Here is a 14475-nt window from a genome sequence, read left to right as displayed (position 1 = left end):
AAAAAGGAGAAGGAACTTATGTTAAATTCCGAGATAACGCCTATAAGGTTTGCTACATATGCAAAAAGATTAGTGAATCGCTTGAAGACTCCTGCACTACGAGGGGTTATCCTAACAGGCAGTTTTGCCAGGGGAGAAGCGGGTCCGAAATCAGACTTAGATGTATGGTGCTTCTATCATAAAGAAGTGATGAAGCCACTTTATCTACCTCAGCTTCCTGGAGTTCCAGTCCATCTCAGAAGCATGACGATTGAAGAATACGAGCTAACGATGAGTGGAGAAAAAGATGTGGTAGCTCCATATTTCGAGCAGCTTGTTTTATATGGCGATACGCCTTTTCAATTACCAAAGAAAGAGTCCATTCAATCAGGTAAGATCAATTTGTTACATTCGATTGAATCCAGGCTGAATACGAGCGCTACAAATGAGGAGATGTATGATCTTCTCAACGGTGTTATGTATGTGATGCGAATCGAACGATATTTATCCATGTTGGAATATCCGCTGACGATTTCAGACTTGTATTCAACTGAACAGGATAAAACGAATCGCAAGTTGGTCGAATGCTTTTCTACTTGTTTGTTAGGTGACGAGATTCAAGATTCAGCTCACATACTCTCGTTGCTTAAGGAATTCGTTATGAAAAGAAGTGAATGAGCAGGACTAATAGAGAAAGAGGTCGAAGGCATTACTTATCTTTTTATAAAGGCAGGTAGAGAGATGGCAACGTTTGAAGATTTTATGAAGCTAGATATTCGAGTTGGAGAGATTGTTGACGTAGAAGCGTTTGAAAAAGCACGAAAGCCGGCTTATAAACTAAAGGTCGATCTTGGTGACGAGATCGGTGTGAAGAAGTCTAGTGCTCAGATTATAGATCTGTATGAAAAGACAGACTTAATCGGAAAGCAGGTGCTAGCTGTCATTAACTTTCCGCCTCGTCAAATTGCAGATTTCATGTCTGAAGTATTGGTGTTAGGTGTTTACGGAGAAAGTGGAGTGGTCTTAATCCAGCCAGATATGAAGGTGAAGAACGGGGACAAGCTAGGTTAACAGAAAAAGACGGGGCGATATGCCCCGTCTTCTTAACGTTGTGTTGTTGGAATGGATTGCGGTTCGAACGCAATCTTTGCTCCTTCATAGATGGCTCGTTTGGCATCTAATTCTCCAGCAAGCCTCGCGCCACCAATAACAGCCACTTGAATGCCCTTTTCGGTCAATCGATCATATTCTTGTGGAAGATTAGACTCTTGACCTGCTGCTAGAATAACAGCATCTGCTTTTAGAAATTCTTTGTTATTCGTCTCACCATCCGTAATCACGAGCCCCTCCTCGGTGATTTCTTCATAGTGGAGGTTTGTACGGAACTTTACTCCATGTTTTTTAAGATCCTGAAGCATCGCCCATTTCGTTGTTTTACCGAGACCTTCTCCCATCCTTCCGTTACGACGAAGCATCAATATTTCGTGATCTCCTCGTTCGATCAAATAGTGAGAGAGGTCGCATCCGATGCCCCCTGCACCGATAATGATGACTTTCTTTCCTACGGTTGCCCTGCCTGAGAGTACATCTGGGTAAGGTATAGCAAATTCGACGCCTGGGATAATAGGCTTTCTTGGTACAACACCAGTTGCAATGACGACAAGGTCAGGAGAATGATTCAACAGGTCTTCAGTAGAAGGTTTGTGATTGAGGCTGATCGATACGCCTAATCGTTTTAATTCAGTTGTATAATACCTAACCGTTTCATCGAACTCTTTCTTGATTGGGATTTGTCGAGCTAGATTGAACTGTCCCCCGATCGAGTCACTCGCTTCATAAAGGACGACGGAATGGCCGAGTTCGGCGTGTGCTCTTGCTGACTCTAGACCAGCAACACCGCCACCGACTACAAGCACTTTCTTCCGTTCGCTCGCTTTCTTATAAACCCACTTGTATTCTCTTCCCGCTCTTGGATTCACAAGACATGAGACGGCTTTTCCTTCAAACGCATGATCCAGACAAGCCTGGTTACAAGCGATACACGTATTGATTTGATCAAGAGATTGAGCCTGAGACTTATGCAATAAGTTAGGATCTGCAAGAAACGGCCTTGCCATCGAGACCATATCTAACTGCTGTAAAAGGTCATCGGCAAGAACAGGATCATTGATTCGGTTGCTACCGATAACAGGTATCGATACTTTTTCCTTAATATCGAGGGCGATTTGAATAAAACCTGCCCTTGGTACCATCATCGATATTGTTGGAGTAGTGGATTCGTGCCAACCGATCCCTATGTTTAATACGTCTGCGTCGTTCTCTTCAACTAACTTTGCAAAAGCAAGGGTTTCTTCATGTGTAGTAGAGTTTGGTACAAGGTCCATTCCTGAAAGGCGATAGATAATGGGATAATCATCTCCAACAGCTTTTCTTACAGCATTCAGCACCGCTAGCGGAAAGCGCGTTCTTTTCTCAAAGCTTCCTCCCCAATAATCTGTACGTTTGTTTGTAGCGGGTGACATGAACTGGTTAATAAGATAACCTTCTGACCCCATAATTTCGACAGCGTCAAATCCAACTTCCTTCGCTTTTCTACCTGCTTCAGCGTAAGATTCAAGCAGGTTGAGAATATCAAGTTCAGTTAGCTCAGTTGGAGTTTCCCTATGAATCGGAGATCTTATCGGTGATGGAGCAACTGCAGGAATACCGGTCAACTCAGAATAAGCGTATCGACCTGCGTGAAAAAGCTGAGCGGCGATGCGTCCACCTGCTTGGTGCACACGTGTTGTTAACCGTTTCATCGTTGATAGGTCTTTTTCTCGATAAAAGCCTAAAAAATGATGCCCCCCGTCTCCTTCAGGGGATACCGAGATGCCACCGGTAACCATCAGTCCTGGCCCATACTTCCCAGCACGTTCCGTATAAAAGGAAATCATTGCTTCTTCTTTTTCAGGAACGCCTTCAATGCCTAGGTGCATCGAGCCCATCATGACTCTGTTAGGCAAGGTAAGCTTACGAATTTTGATTGGTTCAAACAAACTTTTCCATTTCATATACAAATCACCACACCTTTTTGTTTATGACTGGATTCGCTGAATGACCATTCATTTCCTTTAAAAGTACCAAAAAAAAAGAGCGCGAGGGGCGCTCTTCACTCTAGTCGATCTAATTTTTTTTGAAAGCAACAAGAAGGCCGCCTTCACCAGCATATGTGCCGATCAAAGGTCCCATAGTCGAGAGGACTACGCGCTTAAACTTGTACCTTTCTTGAATTTGTTCCATCAGAGCTCTTGCTTTGTCTTCACAATTACTGTGTGCGATCGCCACCACTTTGTCTTCAAGATTATGCCCGTATTCACCAACTTTTTGGATGAATTGACGAATGGCCCGTTTGTTTCCACGCACTTTATCGAGTACCTCGAGTGAACCATCATCGCCCGCTCTCATGAGCAGCTTAATATTAAGCGCAGAAGCGATCGTACCTTTCACTCGATCAAGCCTTCCACCTTTGATAACGTTCTCTAGCGTATCGAGAAGAAACATCGTTAGCGTTTCATCTGTATACATTTCGGTTTCCCTAACAATGTCTTCAAAGCTTTCACCGTTCTGAGCCATTTCTGCAGCATGACAAACGATAATACCAAGACCTGATGACGCTGTTTTTGAATTGATCACTTCAACATCTCGATCAGGATGTTCCTCATGAAACATCTGCTTTGCCAATACGGCATTCTCGTAAGTTGTGCTTAATGCCTTGGACAACGAAATAACAAGTATTTTATCTTCTGGTTCGGATTGTTCAAATTTTGTTAGGAAGTCCTGTGGTGACGGGGCAGAAGACTTCGGTAGTTCTTTCGCTTGCTTTAACTTCTGATAAAACGTCGGTGTATCGATATCAACCCCAGCTTTGTATTCTTTCTCTCCGAAAAGCAAGTTGAGTGGGACAACCGTTACGTTTAGGTCAGCTAGCATTTCTTCAGGAAAGTCGATGCTGCTGTCCGTTATAATTCGAATCGCCATGGATATTACCCCTTTATACAAATTACCTTTACCAGGTATTACGTTTATTGTACCACGCTTCGACAGAAAATTGATTGTAACCTACAGTTATGAAACAAGAAGGTTTGGAAAGTCTAAGAAAACGACCAGTTATTGGAGGACCAACATGACAATTATAAGACTTGGATACGTAGCAATGAGTATGGAGCTAAAGAATAGTTCTCCTTCTCAGACGATGACGTATACACAATTTCAGAAGCTCACGAACCGCGAAGCAGGTATTCGTAAGCTTGAACGAATTGCTAAATCAAACTTGGAGAACTGTCTGCGTCTTTTGAAACATAACAAAGGGAACGAAATTTCTTTCTTTCGCTTTAGTTCTAGATTAATTCCACTCGCTAACCACGAAGCATTAGAAGATTGGAATTACATGGAAGCTTTAGAAGATGAACTTTACGCATTGGGAGACTTTGCTAAGAAAGAGAAAATGAGAGTCGACTTTCACCCTGATCACTTTGTGTTACTTAATACCCCAAAAAAAGAAACATTAACAACATCTACGACTACACTTGCGATGCACGTCAGGTTGCTAGAGAAAATGGGGATCGATTCGAAACACCGGTGTGTGCTACACGTTGGTGGGGGATACAACGACAAAGAAAAAGCGTTAGAACGTTTTATTCATAACTGGATGTATATCCCTCGAAAAATTCAAGAGACCGTCATGTTAGAGAACGATGATACGACGTTCACAATGCTTGATACCCTTTATTTATGCGAAAAACTAGGGATTCCGCTCGTATTTGATTACCATCATCACCTGGCCTGTCACAGTGAGGAAGAATGGGAGAAAGACTGGTCTAGAGTTGTTTCTACATGGAACTCATCACCCTTACCAGTGAAAATGCATATTTCTTCTCCGAAGAGCGAAAAGGAGTTTCGGAGTCATGCGGATTATGTAGATTGTGATATGTTTTTTGAGTTCTTGAACGCTGTTAAAGGGAGCACGCCGCAAATCGATTGCATGATTGAAGCAAAGCAAAAGGATCGAGCATTGTTTCAACTTATGGAAGAGGTAAAGAGAAGGGATGATATCGAAGTAATCGATCAATCTACGTTTAAACTAAAATAAAAACCGGGGACTCCCGGTTTCTATTCAGTGATCTTTTTATCTTTTTGTTTTGTAGATGGATTTGTTTCGTTAGCATGTTCAACAGCTTGAGCAAGCTCTTTTTTCATTCCGCGTTTCTTCTTCTTTGACATGATAACCCCTCCTTACCAAGTATCGTTTCCATGAAGAAGCGGTTTATGCGGACATAGAAAAACGGCGCTTCAAGACGCCGTTTTAGTCATATAAGCTTTGATTGCATGTAGGCATAGATCTTTGTATGTTGCATGTTGATCGTGATCACCAGTCATCAACCATTGAACCATGAATCCATCGATTAAGCTTCTGATCGTTTTTGAAGCATCATCAATATCATCCACGGTAAAACGACCTTCTTTTTGTCCACGATGGAGGATTATTTTACAGATCGAAGCACAATTTTGATAAAAGCGTGCATTGATCTCTCTATAACGCTCGTTCCGAGTCGCTTGAGCGAGAAAATCTAAATAAACTTTGTAAAAGCGTTCATTCTCAAGAGGACCAACGAACACGGAATTCACGTATGCTCTTAACATGGCTTCTGCCGACGTTTCTTTTTCGACAGCCATTTTTTCTTTTTCATAGATTCGTTCAGTAATCTGAATTAATAAGTGAGCTAGAACATCTTCTTTATTTTTGAAGTAATAGTTCGATACCCCTTTACTGACATCCGCGTATTCAGCGATGTCTTGGAGAGTAACGGCTTCATACCCTTTATCAGCGACAGCCTCAAAGGCTGCTTTAATGATTTGTTGTCTTCTCATTTCAGCTTTTTGCTTCATTCATCACAACTCCTTGCACTAATCATTATACATAATTGGGTAATGAAGATAAACAATTCAATTTATTTGACCGGTCAGAATAATTTTTGTTACTGTTAGTTCATAACGAGTTTAAAGGAGGATTATTTTGGCACAGTTTAAAGCACTCGTAGTAGATAAAGTAAATGAAGATACAAATGTATCAGTGAAGGATGTAGAAAAAGAAGATCTGTCGACTGGTGACGTTCTTGTTAAGGTGCACTATTCAAGTGTGAACTATAAAGATGGGTTAGCAACACACCCAAAAGGTAAGATCGTAAAGGAATACCCTCATGTTCCTGGGATCGACCTTGCAGGTGAGGTCGTTGAGTCCGACAGCCCGGAATGGAAAGAAGGAGACAAGGTTATCGTAACAAGCTACGATTTAGGCGTTTCCCATTCAGGTGGCTTTAGTGAGTACGCACGTGTGAAATCAGAGTGGATGGTTCCTCTTCCAGAAAACTTAACTTTAAAAGAAGCGATGGTATTCGGAACAGCCGGATTTACAGCTGCCCTTTCTGTCCATCGATTAGAGCAAGCTGGTATCACTCCTGAGAATGGACCGATTCTTGTAACAGGAGCAACTGGCGGAGTGGGAAGTATGGCAGTTTCGATCCTAGCGAAGAAAGGATATGACGTAACTGCAAGTACAGGAAAAGAATCAGAGCATGGCTACCTAAAAGAGCTAGGCGCTTCCTCCATCATCAGTAGAGATGAAGCAGCACCCGAAGACTTTAAACCACTCGGCAAGCAAAAGTGGGCTGGCGCCGTTGATCCTGTTGGAGGCTCAACACTTGCGGCAGTTCTTAGTAATCTAAAGTATGGTGGAGCGGTCGCTGTAAGCGGGTTAACAGGCGGCACGAAAGTTCCTACATCCGTTTTTCCATTTATTCTTCGAGGTGCAAACGTGTTAGGAATCGATTCTGTCTATTGTCCGATGGATGTGCGTAAAGAGGTTTGGAGTAAGATCGCGAGCGAGTACAAACCATCTCATCAACTAGAGGCAATGACAAATGAAGTAACGATCAATGAACTACCGGACGTATTGAATACAATTCTAAAAGGACAGGTAAGAGGAAGAACGATCGTTTCTTTCAACAATTAAAAGTCATTTAACTAAAAAGCCTTCTAGCCATTTTACAGGTTAGAAGGCTTTTTTATTATTCTGCTTCCTTTACTCTTCCAACTGTAAGACCGTCGCATAATGGAAGAATGATCGATTCGAGACGTTCGTCGTTTGCCATCTTCAGGTTAAATTCTCTGATTGCTTCTACATTGTCATCCTTGATCGTTTCGTCAAAAACTCTGTCACCTTGGAGTGTATTGTCAGCAGCGATGATAGCCCCTGGCGATGCAAGCTTGATGGCCATATCAAGATAAGCAGGATAATTCACCTTATCAGCATCGATAAAGAAGAAGTCATACCTTTGACCTGCATTATAAAGAGATTCCATGTTTTGAAGAGCGGGACCAATGACATACTTTACTTTCTCTTTTAGTCCAGCTTTTTCTAAGTTACTATGAGCAACAGTTGCATAAGATTGTTCAAGCTCTAGTGATGTTAATGAGCCTTCCTTACCAAGTGCTCCGGCAAGAATGATTCCGCTATACCCACCTAACGCTCCAATTTCCAGAACATGACGAGGGTTTCTCATCTTTACAAGTATGGAGAGTAAGCGGCCTACCTCAGGTTTAACTGAGATGGATGGCATTCCATTTGCTTTGATTCGCTCGTTGACCTCTTGAAGAAGGGGATCTTCAGAGCCAAATAATAAATGAATATAGTCATCGTGATTTGTTGCCATGCGGATCTCATCCTTTCAACGATCTATTCGCTATTATTGTTGTCTAGTTAGTAGCTACTGTCAAGAAACTTTCCTGAACCAAGGAATTTTAGAAATAAACCCCTGGGAAAATAAGGGTTAAAGGGACTTTAGTCCCTTTCTTTTTAACGAGAGTTGGGAAACTAAGAAATGAAAGTCGCAAATAATGAGTCAAAAGTTATTGCTATTTCCCAATACCCGCTTATATCATTCAATGTTACACTAGTACTAACAGCAAGGATCGGTCTTAAATATCCAACCTTTTTCCTGTTATCGTTGAAAAAGGCGGCTGACTATGGAGGGGGAATTAAGAAAATGGCATACGGTAACAAAGCGTTATACGAAGAACAGGACCCTTTAACCGTTGCGCAACCTATCGATCGGGTCAATGTACCTAAACTACCGATTACTAGTGATGAAGGTTATTCAAATGTTGTCAAAGACGCAAATCATAACTATTGGTTCTCAAAACAATTAGCCCCTAACCATTTTGAGGTGTATGTTTTCATTCATCGTCTCGCTCAGCTGCGCACGTTTCAGGTTAATGGTAGTCCGAGTTTCTATGAGTATCACAATAGCATCTGCATCGCATGCGAAGGTGAAGAGTGGAATGGGTGGATTTATGAGTTTTCAAAAGACGACCCCCGCATCACTCATCAATGGCATGTGAAGGGAATATTTTGTGATTTGAAGCGAAAGGGCAATAAGCTGATCGTTTCCTCTTATTGCGTGGAAGAAGATAAAGCACTACTTACGGTGTTTGGTGAGAATGGGAAGAATGTCATTGAGTTAGAGAAAGGATATTCTCCAGTGAACATGCTTGTTGAAGATCATGGTATCTATATCGCGGCTCTTTCGATATCGGCAGCTCAACAAGATAAGATTCTACTACTAGATGGAGAGTTTCGTGTTCAACAATCTTTCCTTCTAGACTTCTCCCCACGTACGATCTATTCATGGAACGGCTGCTTGATCGTACATGGTCTGAACGGAAGAACGGGTAAAAGCGATCAGCTCGTCTATATTTGCGCGAAAACAGGCGTCCAAGAAAAATGTTCGATTCCAAGCGTTGAATTGATCGACTGTACGGAGAAGCACCTTACGTTTTATGATGCAGACGATAAAGTTCTATCACTTTGGGACCATCGACTAAAAGAAATAACGAGTATGAGGGAGTCTGAACGACCACATGTTTCAACCCTCTTTTAGATGTAAAAGCCTGAGCATTCGATGCTCGGGCTTTTATTTATTCAAGGAAGAAAGACTCTAGTGGTCATTTATAGATAGCATAAAATAACAGTGATATACTAATTGAAGATATGATGTACTAGATATGCAAGAAAGCGAGGTAAGAGATGCGACCTGATCCTTCAAAAAAAATAGATCGAAGAGGATTAAAAGTATGGCAGATAACAGGTGTCATTCTTTCAATTCTTCTACTCGGAATTGTAGCTGGGATGTTCAGCTTGCACTACTTAGTGGTTAAACTTCCAATTTGGAGTTTGGTTGCAACCTGTGTTGTTGTAGCCGTGTTAATCATGCTACAAATTTGGATATTACCGCTTCTTCGCTACAAAAAATGGCGGTATGAAGTAAGTGAACACGAAATTGAACTAAAACATGGCGTTATCATCGTCAAGCGTACATTGATACCGATGGTACGGGTTCAGCACGTTGATACGAGGCAAGGACCGCTACTGCGCGCTTATAAGCTTTCTTCCGTAACCATTTCAACAGCAGCCACCACACATGAAATACCTGCTCTCTCTAATGAAGTTGCTGATGAGTTAAGAGATAAAATATCGGTACTTGCAAGGGTGACCGAAGATGATGTCTGAGAAAAAACGACTGCATCCTGTTGCCATGCTGCTTGCTTTCTTAGCTTCATTGAAGGAAGTAGCACTTCCACTCATTATTTTCGTCTTTATTGGTAGAGGTGGAGAAGGATATTCATGGTGGCACTTTTTGATCATGGGTGCCTTCTTGTTATTTACGTTAGGAAACGGTGTTTTATCATGGTGGTTTTATACGTATCAAATAAGAAACAACGAATTACAAATTCATCAGGGCTTTATTTTTCGAAAGAAGCGATTTATTCCACGTGAACGAGTCCAATCGATCGATACATCTCAAGGAGTGATCCAAAGGATCTTTGGACTAGTAAAGGTTCAAATCGAAACGGCTGGCGGTGGTGGAGAACCAGAGGTGGTCATGTCAGCTCTAAGTCGTTTTGATGCTGAACAATTGAGATCAGAATTATATAAATCCAGAAGGCCGGAAGAGGCTGAGGAAACGTTCGTAAATGAACCTCCTGTAAAGGAATATCGGTTATTGAAGAAAGACTTAATCATCGCTGCATCCACGTCTGGAGGTATAGGGGTATTCTTATCCTTCATCGCTGCGATCGGTTCACAGGTGGATAATATCCTGCCTGATGAATTCTACTCGATCATTACTGAACGAGTCATGGATGCGACACTCACATTTATCTTAGTGATCGCTTTAATTGTTTTACTCCTATCGTGGATTTTTTCTGTATTAGGAACAGTACTGAAATACGGAGGGTTTGTCCTTTCTCGAACAGAGGACGACCTTATTATAAAAAGAGGGATATTAGAGCGTCGCCAATTGACGATTCCTGTGCAACGTGTTCAGGCAATAAGGGTAGTTGAAGGCTTGTTAAGGCAACCTTTTGGCTATGCTACGATCTATGTTGAAAGTGGAGGCGGTGGTGGAAAGGATGAACAGTTTTCAACGATCTTATTTCCACTCCTGAAACGTAAGAGAATCCAAGCATTTTTAGAAGAGTTAATTCCTGAAGTACCTGTCCATCAGGAGCTCACGCCGCTTCCTCGGAAGGCAAGAATTCGTTATATGATACGGTTTATGCTACCGTCACTCATTCCTGCTTTGTTGATCACTTATTTCGTTCCATTTGGTTATCTTTCATTTAGTATCCTTCCGGTCGCTTGTTTTCTTGGTTACCTTCACCATAAGGACGCCGGCTGGAGTATAAAAGACACGACATCGCTCCTGCAGTTCAGACAGATCGGCAGGGTTCGTGTTTATGTACCACGTAAGAGGATCCAGGCTATGGAGCTAAATTCAACGCTGTTTCAAAAGCGTAAATCGTTGACGACAATACAGGTTTCAATTCTTTCTAGTCTTGCAGGTAAACAATTTAGGGTTAGAGATATTGAGCTTTTGAATGGACATGACCTGTTGAACTGGTATTCTTACAATAATAGTACGAAAAAGAATCATCATTCGGATGAATAAAAAGTAAGGAGGAAATCAATGTACATTGTGAACTCTGTCATCAACGTACCTAAAGAAAAAGTGGACGAGGTCATCGGGATTTATCAGAAACGTTCAAGGAGAGTCGATGAATTCGATGGTTTTAAATCCTTTACTTTACTACAAAGTGAACACCGCCCAGAAGAGTTGACCGTACAGATGCAGTGGGAGACGAAGGAGCACTTTTTCAATTGGATGAGAAGTCCAGCTTATAAAGAAATACACGAGTTAGAAAAGAAGTATCCAGATGCAGAACTTGCTGCAGTTAAGCCAAAAGTATATCGCTACAAGGTGGTTGCAGAATGAGAAGCACCATCGATCAGATCGTTGAACGTGTTGTAGAAGGAATATACAAAGATATGCCAGAACTTCTTGAGAAATTCGGTGAACGAGGCAGATCCAAATGCATCGAAGATAACTACCATCATATGAAACACTTAGAGTCTGCTCGCAATTTAGATGCAGATGAGTTCTTTATCGACTACGCTCTTTGGCTCAATAATCTCTTAACAACAAGAGGAATGGAAACGAAGCATGTCATAGATAATTTTGAGCGGCTTGAACGAGAAATATCGAAAACGACTTTCGAAAATAAAGAGGACTATCTAAGAATTCTTTCAAAAGGTAAAGCTGAGTTAGAAGAATTGAATGTAGACAGTCCTTCATTGTAAAAGAGGTGATCATTTGCCTATAGATATCAAAAAACTAACCAATACCCTTCTAGAAGGGGAAGAAGATCGCGCATGGGAACTGATCGAAAATGAAGCAGAGCTAATGGAAAATAGTCACCTCACTTTCGAAGTGTTAACAAGCGCCATGCAACTAGTAGGGAAGCTGTGGGAGGAGAACAAAATCACCGTTGCTGATGAGCACCTAGCTACGACAACGTGTGACTATGTTCTTTCTCGATACGCATATACAAAAAAGAAATCGAAACAGTCTCCTAATGGGAAGCGTGCACTTTTCTTATGCATCGATCAAGAGCAGCACTATCTAGGTTTGAAAATGATCTCGCTATTATTTGAAGAGTATGGTTGGGAAACAAGGTTATTAGGGGCAAATCTCCCTCTTGAATATGCGGTTCATACCGTCAAAAAGTGGCAGCCTTCGGTAGTGGGAATATCCGTCGCAATTCTGTATCATGCTGAACAATTAAAGAATTATGTTGCCGAGCTCGGAACCCTGCAGTCTCAACCAGAAATCTTGGTAGGTGGAAGGCTTGCGTCGAATTACGATCTAACCAAGTATTGCTCAGAAAATACGGTGTTAGTTCCTGGTCTTAAAGAAATTAAATTGTGGCTTGAAGAACAGAAAGGTGATGTCTCTAATCATGGTTGACTTTACTCATCATCCTTTACCTGCATTTCTTGTTGATCACGATTTAAATATTAAGGGGCAATCACGACTGGCAACAGAATTGTTCTCTAAACCTGATTCTTTCCTTGATTTCGTTGACTCAGGAAGTAAGCAGAAAGCGCTTGAACTAATGAAGGATCAAGAGGAATTCGAGCTCGTACTCAACACCGTGGAGTCACCTTACATGCTATTTAAAGTTTTTGCGCGTTGGCATGACGGCGAAGGACAACTCTTGTGTGTTAGACAAGATTCTCAAATTATGGAACTTTCTTCAATGCTCCAAATGCAGCGTGATCGGTTAGCAGAAACCAATTTTGATTTACTTGATAAAAAAGAAGAGCTGGAAGAAGCGATGAGTAAAATTAAGAGGTTGTCGAGTCCTTTTCTTCCGATTTCGTCATCCTTAAGTGTTATTCCACTATTTGGTTCTCTTGATGAGGAATTATTTTTGATCAATGAACAGCAATTACTTTCGACCCTTCAAAATGGAAATTATGAATATGTCATTCTAGACTTTAATGGCATAGGTGAAATAGAGGAGAGAGGCGTTTTTGCATTTCAGTCTTTTTACCGCATGATTCAGTTGATCGGCGTTTCTCCAATCCTAAGTGGATTAAAGCCTCAGCATGTTTTTCAATTGATGGAAAATGATTTCAATGTGGATCAATCGTTCCACATCACTGGGAGCTTAAAAGACGCGATTTCACAATATAACCTATCTTGAAAGTAAAGAAACCGGGAACCCACTGGGTCCCCGGTTTCTTTGCCTTTATAGATACCTTCCGATAAAACCAAGTAAGACAAGAACGATGAAAATTCCCCATAGCACTTTTGAAACAGAGCTTTGTCCGCCTCTTGGTCTTCTTCTTTTCCATCTGTTCGGTTTGAAGCGGATGGATCCTGGATCATCTGAATACCGAACCCTCACCATACCTCGATCAACGAAACGACGAGCATTTATTAGTAGCATAGGCGCTAGCGCAGCACCACCTAGGAATCCAAATATATGTCCAAGAATATTGATGTTCGGACTGATGAAGGTCATCAATAGACCGATTCCGAGAATCATAAGGATTAACTGTGAGTTAGCCTGATCGATCAGTTCTTTTCTGTAGAACGCCATATAAAAGTAAATCCCAAACAGCCCAAATATTGCCCCAGAAGCTCCAACGTGACTGAAATAGCTGTCCTGGAGGTAAAATGTAGCGATATTAGCAATAATTCCAGCACCAAAGTATCCGATTAAAAACTTTGCCTTGCCGAGCATTTGTTCAAGAGCTGGGCCGAACAAATAGAGTGAAAAGGAATTGAAGAGTACATGAGCAAATCCTGCATGAAGAAAGATCGGTGTAACGAGTCTCCAGTATTCCCCCGCTTCAATATATCCGTTAACTCCCGCTCCCAGGTTAAAGATGGACCGCATACCCAAAAGGTTTATGAGAAGAAAGAGGAGGATATGTATACCAATAAGTGTGGAGATGATAGGATAATAACGAATAAATGAGCGAAAGTCTTCATTTCTCAAGAACATGAAGTCGACCACCTTTAATAAGAAGTATTGAAAAGATGCCTGGTATAGGCTTATCTACTATATAAGTAATTCTAGTTTAGCATAGCTGCTAGAAGAGCACTATTATTATAACTATGGTGCATTACATAGGGTTAGAACAATTGGAGGAGTAAGATGATACAGGGTATAGGCATTGATATGATCGAGCTAGATCGAATTGAAAAAGCGGTTGAACGAAATGAAAATTTTCCTAAGAGAATTTTAACAGAGGAAGAACTTGCTCAGTTCAACAATCTTAAGGGCCATAGAAGGATCGAGTTTCTAGGAGGACGGTTTGCTGCGAAAGAAGCATATGCGAAAGCAGTGGGGACTGGTATTGGGAAACTAAGCTTTCAAGACATATCTGTCCAAAAATCGAAAGAAGGAGCACCAGTTATTCATGGAGCGGCTGGAAAGATCGTTCATGTCTCGATCTCACATACGAAATATCATGCTATAGCACAGATAATTATTGAAAGCTCGTCAAGCTAGTCTGCATATCATCGAGAGTTGTCTCATATATTT

Annotated in this window: 17 protein-coding genes; 12 read left to right on the top strand and 5 right to left on the bottom strand. The window is 41.4% G+C overall.

All coding sequences use genetic code 11. The features are described 5' to 3' along the window. Window positions 1-18 precede the first annotated feature (18 nt). Both ACXAEY_RS20685 and ACXAEY_RS20680 read left to right on the top strand, forming a co-directional pair. A complete protein-coding gene (locus ACXAEY_RS20685; RefSeq protein WP_474814577.1) occupies window positions 19-657 on the top strand; it encodes a nucleotidyltransferase domain-containing protein in 639 nt (212 codons plus the stop codon). A gap of 63 nt (window positions 658-720) precedes the next feature. After that, window positions 721-1050: a tRNA-binding protein gene (locus ACXAEY_RS20680; protein WP_474814576.1), complete on the top strand. Its 330-nt coding sequence runs from the start codon at window positions 721-723 to the stop codon at window positions 1048-1050. Window positions 1051-1082: 32 nt separating this feature from the next. Here ACXAEY_RS20680 and ACXAEY_RS20675 read toward each other — a convergent pair whose 3' ends face one another. Both ACXAEY_RS20675 and ACXAEY_RS20670 read right to left on the bottom strand, forming a co-directional pair. Then, entirely contained in the window at window positions 1083-3032 is a 1950-nt protein-coding gene (locus ACXAEY_RS20675) for a 2,4-dienoyl-CoA reductase FMN-binding domain-containing protein (protein WP_474814574.1), read from the bottom strand. A gap of 112 nt (window positions 3033-3144) precedes the next feature. Next, the gene (locus tag ACXAEY_RS20670) at window positions 3145-3999 is read right to left on the bottom strand and encodes a DegV family protein (protein WP_270182847.1); all 855 of its coding nucleotides are present in this window, start codon (window positions 3997-3999) and stop codon (window positions 3145-3147) included. 145 nt (window positions 4000-4144) lie between these two features. Between ACXAEY_RS20670 and uvsE the strand changes: the two genes are divergently transcribed. Next, entirely contained in the window at window positions 4145-5110 is a 966-nt protein-coding gene (uvsE, locus tag ACXAEY_RS20665) for a UV DNA damage repair endonuclease UvsE (protein ID WP_474814572.1), read from the top strand. 200 nt (window positions 5111-5310) lie between these two features. Here the strand turns inward: uvsE and ACXAEY_RS20660 are convergent, their stop codons facing one another. After that, entirely contained in the window at window positions 5311-5907 is a 597-nt protein-coding gene (locus ACXAEY_RS20660; RefSeq protein WP_474814570.1) for a TetR/AcrR family transcriptional regulator, read from the bottom strand. Window positions 5908-6031: 124 nt separating this feature from the next. On the opposite strand from ACXAEY_RS20660, the gene ACXAEY_RS20655 reads away from it, so the two are divergent. Continuing rightward, complete coding sequence (locus ACXAEY_RS20655) at window positions 6032-7030, top strand: NADPH:quinone oxidoreductase family protein (RefSeq protein WP_474814913.1); 999 nt, start codon at window positions 6032-6034, stop codon at window positions 7028-7030. Window positions 7031-7085: 55 nt separating this feature from the next. Here ACXAEY_RS20655 and ACXAEY_RS20650 read toward each other — a convergent pair whose 3' ends face one another. After that, window positions 7086-7730 (bottom strand): O-methyltransferase, encoded by a 645-nt coding sequence (locus ACXAEY_RS20650; RefSeq protein ID WP_270182844.1) that lies wholly within the window; start codon window positions 7728-7730, stop codon window positions 7086-7088. A gap of 168 nt (window positions 7731-7898) precedes the next feature. On the opposite strand from ACXAEY_RS20650, the gene ACXAEY_RS20645 reads away from it, so the two are divergent. The 7 genes from ACXAEY_RS20645 to ACXAEY_RS20615 all read left to right on the top strand — a co-directional run bounded on the left by ACXAEY_RS20645 (window position 7899) and on the right by ACXAEY_RS20615 (window position 13125). After that, entirely contained in the window at window positions 7899-8957 is a 1059-nt protein-coding gene (locus ACXAEY_RS20645; RefSeq protein WP_474814567.1) for a hypothetical protein, read from the top strand. Between the two features lie 146 nt (window positions 8958-9103). After that, entirely contained in the window at window positions 9104-9586 is a 483-nt protein-coding gene (locus ACXAEY_RS20640; protein WP_270182842.1) for a PH domain-containing protein, read from the top strand. Then, complete coding sequence (locus tag ACXAEY_RS20635) at window positions 9576-11027, top strand: PH domain-containing protein (RefSeq protein WP_474814565.1); 1452 nt, start codon at window positions 9576-9578, stop codon at window positions 11025-11027. The genes ACXAEY_RS20640 and ACXAEY_RS20635 overlap by 11 nt, the downstream gene beginning before the upstream one ends. An 18-nt stretch (window positions 11028-11045) precedes the next feature. Next, window positions 11046-11351 carry an antibiotic biosynthesis monooxygenase family protein gene (locus tag ACXAEY_RS20630; protein ID WP_270182840.1) on the top strand — a complete coding sequence of 102 codons (306 nt, stop codon included), beginning with the start codon at window positions 11046-11048 and terminating at the stop codon, window positions 11349-11351. Next, window positions 11348-11716 carry a hypothetical protein gene (locus ACXAEY_RS20625; RefSeq protein ID WP_474814563.1) on the top strand — a complete coding sequence of 123 codons (369 nt, stop codon included), beginning with the start codon at window positions 11348-11350 and terminating at the stop codon, window positions 11714-11716. The genes ACXAEY_RS20630 and ACXAEY_RS20625 overlap by 4 nt, the downstream gene beginning before the upstream one ends. A 13-nt stretch (window positions 11717-11729) precedes the next feature. Then, window positions 11730-12383 (top strand): cobalamin B12-binding domain-containing protein, encoded by a 654-nt coding sequence (locus tag ACXAEY_RS20620; RefSeq protein WP_474814561.1) that lies wholly within the window; start codon window positions 11730-11732, stop codon window positions 12381-12383. After that, window positions 12376-13125 carry an STAS domain-containing protein gene (locus ACXAEY_RS20615; protein ID WP_474814559.1) on the top strand — a complete coding sequence of 250 codons (750 nt, stop codon included), beginning with the start codon at window positions 12376-12378 and terminating at the stop codon, window positions 13123-13125. The genes ACXAEY_RS20620 and ACXAEY_RS20615 overlap by 8 nt, the downstream gene beginning before the upstream one ends. Before the next feature lie 45 nt (window positions 13126-13170). On the opposite strand, the gene ACXAEY_RS20610 is transcribed toward ACXAEY_RS20615, so the two are convergent. Further along, the gene (locus tag ACXAEY_RS20610) at window positions 13171-13932 is read right to left on the bottom strand and encodes a rhomboid family intramembrane serine protease (RefSeq protein WP_270182836.1); all 762 of its coding nucleotides are present in this window, start codon (window positions 13930-13932) and stop codon (window positions 13171-13173) included. Window positions 13933-14085: 153 nt separating this feature from the next. Between ACXAEY_RS20610 and acpS the strand changes: the two genes are divergently transcribed. After that, window positions 14086-14442 carry a holo-ACP synthase gene (acpS, locus tag ACXAEY_RS20605; protein ID WP_474814556.1) on the top strand — a complete coding sequence of 119 codons (357 nt, stop codon included), beginning with the start codon at window positions 14086-14088 and terminating at the stop codon, window positions 14440-14442. The last annotated feature ends 33 nt before the right edge of the window (window positions 14443-14475 follow it).

The organism is Anaerobacillus sp. ABA4_114 (genome assembly GCF_056159065.1).
The sequence above is the reverse complement of the archived record's forward strand: the minus strand, read 5'-3'. Positions and strand labels throughout refer to the sequence as shown.

Coding starts and splice junctions, on each gene's coding strand:
- ACXAEY_RS20685 (WP_474814577.1), top strand. CDS start 19: ATGTTAAATTCCGAGATAACGCCTATAAGGTTTGCTACATATGCAAAA.
- ACXAEY_RS20680 (WP_474814576.1), top strand. CDS start 721: ATGGCAACGTTTGAAGATTTTATGAAGCTAGATATTCGAGTTGGAGAG.
- ACXAEY_RS20675 (WP_474814574.1), bottom strand. CDS start 3,032: ATGAAATGGAAAAGTTTGTTTGAACCAATCAAAATTCGTAAGCTTACC.
- ACXAEY_RS20670 (WP_270182847.1), bottom strand. CDS start 3,999: ATGGCGATTCGAATTATAACGGACAGCAGCATCGACTTTCCTGAAGAA.
- uvsE (WP_474814572.1), top strand. CDS start 4,145: ATGACAATTATAAGACTTGGATACGTAGCAATGAGTATGGAGCTAAAG.
- ACXAEY_RS20660 (WP_474814570.1), bottom strand. CDS start 5,907: ATGAAGCAAAAAGCTGAAATGAGAAGACAACAAATCATTAAAGCAGCC.
- ACXAEY_RS20650 (WP_270182844.1), bottom strand. CDS start 7,730: ATGGCAACAAATCACGATGACTATATTCATTTATTATTTGGCTCTGAA.
- ACXAEY_RS20645 (WP_474814567.1), top strand. CDS start 7,899: ATGAAAGTCGCAAATAATGAGTCAAAAGTTATTGCTATTTCCCAATAC.
- ACXAEY_RS20640 (WP_270182842.1), top strand. CDS start 9,104: ATGCGACCTGATCCTTCAAAAAAAATAGATCGAAGAGGATTAAAAGTA.
- ACXAEY_RS20635 (WP_474814565.1), top strand. CDS start 9,576: ATGATGTCTGAGAAAAAACGACTGCATCCTGTTGCCATGCTGCTTGCT.
- ACXAEY_RS20630 (WP_270182840.1), top strand. CDS start 11,046: ATGTACATTGTGAACTCTGTCATCAACGTACCTAAAGAAAAAGTGGAC.
- ACXAEY_RS20625 (WP_474814563.1), top strand. CDS start 11,348: ATGAGAAGCACCATCGATCAGATCGTTGAACGTGTTGTAGAAGGAATA.
- ACXAEY_RS20615 (WP_474814559.1), top strand. CDS start 12,376: ATGGTTGACTTTACTCATCATCCTTTACCTGCATTTCTTGTTGATCAC.
- ACXAEY_RS20610 (WP_270182836.1), bottom strand. CDS start 13,932: ATGTTCTTGAGAAATGAAGACTTTCGCTCATTTATTCGTTATTATCCT.
- acpS (WP_474814556.1), top strand. CDS start 14,086: ATGATACAGGGTATAGGCATTGATATGATCGAGCTAGATCGAATTGAA.